The 6,148-nt window shown below is 42.4% G+C and carries 6 protein-coding genes; all 6 read left to right on the plus strand.

Annotation, left to right across the window (positions count from 1 at the left end):
* Window positions 1-4: 4 nt before the first annotated feature.
* Window positions 5-793, plus strand: coding sequence for a class B sortase (gene srtB, locus HMPREF0240_RS01080; RefSeq protein WP_035312201.1), 789 nt, complete (start codon window positions 5-7; stop codon window positions 791-793).
* Window positions 777-1,841 carry an LCP family protein gene (locus tag HMPREF0240_RS01085; protein WP_009001608.1) on the plus strand — a complete coding sequence of 355 codons (1,065 nt, stop codon included), beginning with the start codon at window positions 777-779 and terminating at the stop codon, window positions 1,839-1,841. Before srtB ends, HMPREF0240_RS01085 begins: the two co-directional genes overlap by 17 nt.
* Before the next feature lie 52 nt (window positions 1,842-1,893).
* Complete coding sequence (locus HMPREF0240_RS01090; protein ID WP_009001609.1) at window positions 1,894-2,478, plus strand: LPXTG cell wall anchor domain-containing protein; 585 nt, start codon at window positions 1,894-1,896, stop codon at window positions 2,476-2,478.
* A gap of 353 nt (window positions 2,479-2,831) precedes the next feature.
* Window positions 2,832-3,569, plus strand: coding sequence for a CpsB/CapC family capsule biosynthesis tyrosine phosphatase (locus HMPREF0240_RS01095; protein ID WP_009001610.1), 738 nt, complete (start codon window positions 2,832-2,834; stop codon window positions 3,567-3,569).
* 65 nt (window positions 3,570-3,634) lie between these two features.
* Complete coding sequence (locus HMPREF0240_RS01100; RefSeq protein WP_009001611.1) at window positions 3,635-4,336, plus strand: polysaccharide biosynthesis tyrosine autokinase; 702 nt, start codon at window positions 3,635-3,637, stop codon at window positions 4,334-4,336.
* A gap of 63 nt (window positions 4,337-4,399) precedes the next feature.
* The gene (locus HMPREF0240_RS01105; protein WP_009001612.1) at window positions 4,400-5,812 is read left to right on the plus strand and encodes a sugar transferase; all 1,413 of its coding nucleotides are present in this window, start codon (window positions 4,400-4,402) and stop codon (window positions 5,810-5,812) included.
* The last annotated feature ends 336 nt before the right edge of the window (window positions 5,813-6,148 follow it).

The raw sequence follows: 6,148 nt of genomic DNA on the forward strand, positions 1-6,148 counted from the left end.
GAAGTTGCAAAAGAAAACAAGGTTGATCATAACCGGAGTCCTGGTTGTAATTGCAGCAGCATGCATTGGTTATATCATCTATTATTTTACAGGACAGGACAAAAGAAGCAAAACATACGATGAGGTTCAGAAACAGGTGAGCCTGGAACAGGAAAAAGAACCGGAGGAACCGAAGAGCCCGGAAGAACCAAAAGAGGCGAATCCAATAGATTTTAAACAGCTTCAGGAGACAAACCCGGATATCTATGCATGGATTTCCATCCCGGATACCAACATCAATTATCCGATTGTACAGAGTGCTACAGATAATACCTATTATCTGGACAACACAATAGACGGCCAGGCAGGGCTGCCGGGATCAATCTATACGGAAAACCTGAATGCAAAAGATTTTTCTGATTTTAATACCGTGATTTACGGACATGATATGCTGGATGGTTCCATGTTCCAGAATTTACATAATTATGATGATCCGGCATATTTCCAGGAACATTCCAAAGTATATGTTTATACGCCGGAGAAGAAGCTGACTTATGAGATTTTTGAAGCGGTAGTATATGATGACAGACATATCCTGCAGTCCTTTGATTTTACAATGGACAATCAGAAACAGGCGTATCTGGATTCGCTGAAAGCGGTGCGGGAGCTGGGAAGTAATTTTAATGACAGCATACAGGTGGGCCCGGAAAACCGTATTATAACAATGAGTACCTGTATTGGAGACAGACCGGATAACAGATATTTAGTGGGAGCTGTACTGACAGATGAGTATGAATATGAAACGCAACAATAATAGAAGTTCGAATGGTTCAGGACATACCGGGAATAAGCGTACAGAGCAGGGCAAAAAGAATACAGGTTTGATCATCGGCGTGATCGCTGTAATCATTCTTGTGATTATCGCAGGTACATTATTTTTTATGAAGTCCAGGCAGGCCAAGACACAGGTGCCCTCTAAAAAGTCTTCCTCATCTTCAGAAGGCACGGCCAGGACAGACTCCAAGAACATTACCTACCAGGGACAGGCGTATGAATATAACCGTGACATAAAAGCGGTGGTATTTCTGGGTGTAGATAAAAAGGGCGATATGGACTATGCTCAGTTCATGGGGGACGGCGGTCAGGCCGACAGTATCATACTGATGGCGCTCAATGAGAAAGAGAAGACGGTCCAGCTTTTCCAGATTTCTAGAAATACAATGACGAATGTTGACGTATATTCTGAAAAGGGAGAATATCTTACAACGCAGAAAATGCAGATTGCACTTCAGTATGCGTACGGAGATGGTGAGAAGAAGAGTGCATGGCTTATGAAGAACGCGGTGTCAAATTTGATGTACGGTGTACCGATCAGTTCGTCCATCGCAATGAGCATAGACGGAATTTCTACGGTGAATGATCTGATGGGCGGAGTAGAAATTACGGTTCCCAAGGATTACACTTATGTAGATCCGGTATTTGAACAGGGGAAAACGCTCACTCTCACAGGGGAACAGGCGGAAAAGTATGTCCGTTACCGGGATATCACAGTCACCGGGAGCAACAGTGACCGAATGGAACGCCAGACACAGTTTGTCATGGCTCTGATGTCACAGTTAAAGCAGGCCTCCCAGAAGGATACAGAATTATATGCAAAACTTATGACGGGAACCAACCCCTATTTTACAACAGACATGAGCGCTGATGAGATTATGGCGTTATCCACTTATGAAATGGACGGCGAAATACAGACCATACCCGGCGAAGAACGGGCGGGTGCAGAACATGACGAATTTTATACCAATGAGGACGAATTACAAAAAATGGTAGTCAAAACCTTTTACAAAATAAAGGATATATGATACAATATGGAAATGAACTAGAATATATTATTTTACTTAGGAGGGACTAGTCATGAAAAAAAGTAGAATGAAGAAATTAGTGGGGGTTTTAGTAGCAGCTACAATGCTTCTTACTATGACCATGGGCGTATTTGCTGCAGGAAGCCCGTCTGCTAGTTTCCAGGGCGGAACAAAAGCCACAGACAAGAACGGCAATGCCGTAAGCGTAACGTTTGCCGCTGCAACACAGACACCAAGCGCTGCAGATATTACAGCAGCTGTTCCTAACGGAACACTTGCAACATCATTTGATCTGACAGCACCGGATTGGGATTTTGCTAATGGCGCACTTACAATCAGCTTTCCGTTAGCAGGAGCAACATCCAGCACAAAAGCAGCTGTTCTCCACTATGACGGCGGCTGGAAGAATGTAACAGGAAGCGTTGGCGACGGCGTTATCACTGGTACTTTCGAGAGTTTATCACCAGTAGCAATCGTTGTTGACAACAGCACATTAACAAACAGCGGAAATGGAAGCGCAACAGGAACATCACCAAAAACAGGTGAGTCTTCACTCGTTCTTGCTTTAGGTGTATTAGCAATGGCAGCAGCAGCTGGAGCTTATGGCCTGAACAGAAAAAAAGCTTATAACAAATAATTTGTACTTATAGATATCACAAATGAGAATAAGCGAATAAAATCTCTTTCTGACATTAATTGTCAGAAAGAGATTTTTTGTTTTCACAGGAAGGTTTTTGGCTGTGATAATACTGGTTTATTGCGAAAAAGAAAATTTATAAATGGATTTGCCGCGTATTTATGGGCTTTCCGGGAATTTGCATAATATGACAATAAAACGTAATGTTAGTACAAATTCGACAGTTTTCTTGACAAATAGGGGAGTTAGCGATAAACTAAGTGTTGAATGTGGTGACAGAAAAAAGTGTAATACTGTGTTCTGTCCTATAGTAAAGATATAAAGGTCACAGGAATGACTAGGAGGCCAGCCTGATGGAAAGATATATTGACATGCATTGCCATATCCTTCCTGGTGTAGATGATGGGGCTGCCAGTATGGAGGTGACAGAGAAGATGCTTCGCATTGCTTATGATGAAGGCATCCGCTGTATGATAGCGACCCCCCATTACCATCCCCGCAGAGGACATGAGCATCCTGACATATTAAGAAAGAAACTCACACTGGTCCGAAAAGCTGCACAGAACATTGATGAGAAATTCCGCATCTATCTGGGCACAGAAATATATTTTGGGCAGGATGTCCCTGAAAAGCTGCGTCAGGGTGAGATACTTACAATGAACCGGAGAAATCAGGTCATGGTGGAGTTTTCACCGGCAGATAGTTTCAACTATATTAAGCAGGGACTTCAGCAAATACAGATGGCAGGATATGAAGCGATTCTTGCCCATGCAGAGAGATATCTCTGTCTGGTTGACAAGTTTGAACTGGTTGAACACATTTGGAATATGGGAGTTAACATACAGATAAATACAGGCAGTATTACCGGTGATTCCGGAAGAAAAGCCAGACAGTTCGTAAAAGATCTGATGGATCAGGACATGGTGTTTGGTGTGGGCTCAGATGCACACAACACGGAGAACAGGGCTCCAAGGATGGGAAAAGCTGCTGCATACGTAAAGAAGAAGTATGGAGAGCCGTATATGAAAAAGATATTCTACGATAATTCGGCTGCCATGCTCAGAAAGATAAAAAGCGAATCGGAAGGTTAAGACACCCCCGGAGGGACTGAGGGAGATTCATCCTCGGAAAGCAGGGGAACAGGAGGATAAAGCAAATGCAGGAAATGGTGCTGAAAGGCATGGACAAAGATTTTAGAAGTAATGAGGCGTATAAAACCCTTCGTACCAACATTGAATTTTCCGGAGCAGATAATAAGGTGATTGTTTTCACGAGCTGTACGCCGAATGAAGGGAAAAGTACAGTATCTCTATCAGTATCCAGTTCTTTGGCAGAGGCGGGAAAGAAAGTTTTATTTATAGATGCAGACCTTAGAAAATCAGTTCTTGCCGGACGCCATAAGGTAACCGGAACCATAAAGGGACTATCTCATTTTCTGGCAGGGCAGGCGGAAGTCGGTGACATTATGTACAAGACTCAGAAAGCCGGCCTTGTTGTTATGTTTGCAGGTGTGGTACCGCCTAACCCGGCAGAGCTGCTGGGCCATAAGCGTTTTGAAAATTTAATAAGCAGTGCCAGAAAGGTATATGACTATATTATTATAGATGCACCACCGCTGGGAAGTGTCATTGACAGTGCAATTATAGCAAAGCAGTGTGATGCGGCTGTCATGGTAATCGCGTCCCAGGCGATCAGCTATAAATTTGCCAAGAATGTCAAAAAGCAGCTGGAAAAATCAGAGTGCCCTATCCTGGGAGTTGTACTGAACAAAGTTGATATGAAACAGAATCAATATTATGGCAGATACTACGGCAGATATTACGGCAAGTACTATGGAAACTATGGAAACGAAGAGTAAAGCTGTTAACAGAGTTGGAAACTGATTAGTATCCATGGGGTTATATGAGGATGGGGGAGTAGCATGTATCAGAATATTGTAAAGGGCTGGGCTAAGCATATAGACTTTACGATATTGGACATTGTATGCCTGGAAGTTGCATTTTTTATTTCTTATTTAATAAGAAATGGTTATCCTAGTGGCGGTCTGAGCGATCAGTACCAGAGTATGGTCTGGGCAATAGTACTGGTAAGCCTGCTGGCGGTATTCTTTATCAACAGTTACGAAAATATTATACGCCGTGGCTACATGGCGGAAATAAAGCAGGTCATATTCCATTGTGGATTTGTCACAATAGGGCTTATCATATGGATGTTCATATTTAAAGAATCTAGTTCATATTCAAGAGCGATAGTATTAGCGATGTGTCCCATAAGCATGTGCTTTATGATCGTGGAAAGACTCATCTGGAAACGGATCGTGCGCATACGGATCAGTGGTAAGAAAGCCAAAAGAAAAGTGCTCATTATATCCACTTCTGAACGGATAGAAAATACAATTGAGGGTCTGCTTCAGCCATACAGAGATTATCAGCTGACAGCATGTACCCTGTATGATACAGATGATAAAGTAGGAAGTACTATTAAATATGTTCCAGTAGTGGCCGACAAGGAACACATTGTAAATTACATACAGGACAGTATCATTGATGAAGTGTTCATTGACCTGCCGGGACAGGAAAAAGAGGCTGAAAGGCTGATGAGCATATTCGTAGGCATGGGCTTGGTATCCCATGTAAACCTGGCCAGATTTACAGAGCAGGTAGAAAACAAAAGAATCCAGAGATTTGCAAGTTACATGGTGTTGTCTTCCAGTATGAAGTTTGCGACACCAAGGCAGCTTTTCTTCAAACGCCTGTTGGATATTGCAGGAGGTTTGGCGGGTTTGATTATTACCGGGATCGCATTTATCATATTTGCCCCGATCATCAAAAAGCAGTCTCCCGGTCCGGTTTTCTTTTCTCAGGAAAGAGTTGGAAGAAACGGCAGACGGTTTAAGATCTTTAAGTTCCGCACCATGTATCCTGATGCAGAGGCGCGGAAAAAAGAGTTGATGGAACAGAATAAGATGAACGGTTTTATGTTCAAGATGGATAACGATCCGCGAATTATCCCTATCGGTCATTTTTTAAGGAAGAGCAGTATTGATGAACTTCCACAGTTCTGGAATGTCCTCAAGGGGGACATGAGCCTTGTGGGTACAAGACCTCCGACGGTGGACGAATACGAACAGTATGAAGTGCGGCATAGGAAACGGCTTGCTATGAGACCGGGGCTGACCGGTATGTGGCAGGTGAGCGGGCGGAGTGATATTGTGGATTTCGAAGAAGTCGTGGCACTGGATGCTAAGTACATAGCGGAATGGACGTTGGTGATGGATATTAGAATTATCTGGCGGACAGTTTTGATTGTGCTGGGGCAGAAGGGGGCAGTTTAGGAATTTAAACTCAAAATAATAACAATTATTTGGAGTTTAGGTATAAATCAATTAGTCAATTTACTGGTTAGTGTGTCTTAAATTGTCAATTTTAAGGAGTACGACTATGTACCAATGGATGTTGTTTTATTTAGGTATTGTTTACCCGGATAAAAGAGATATAAAAAAGCTGTATTAGTAAATTAAGCCTGCATGCAGATATTTTAAATAAACTCTGCTACGGGCTTTTTGTAGTTCTTCTTTAAAGTATAAATATATGGTTGGATTGAAGCCAACAATCACACACTACTTCTAAAGGCCTTCAGCACATTTAGAAAAATTAACTGTGTCAAATAT

This window comes from Clostridium sp. D5, from assembly GCF_000190355.1.
In the GTDB taxonomy this organism is placed as follows: Bacteria; Bacillota; Clostridia; order Lachnospirales; family Lachnospiraceae; genus Faecalicatena; species Faecalicatena fissicatena_A.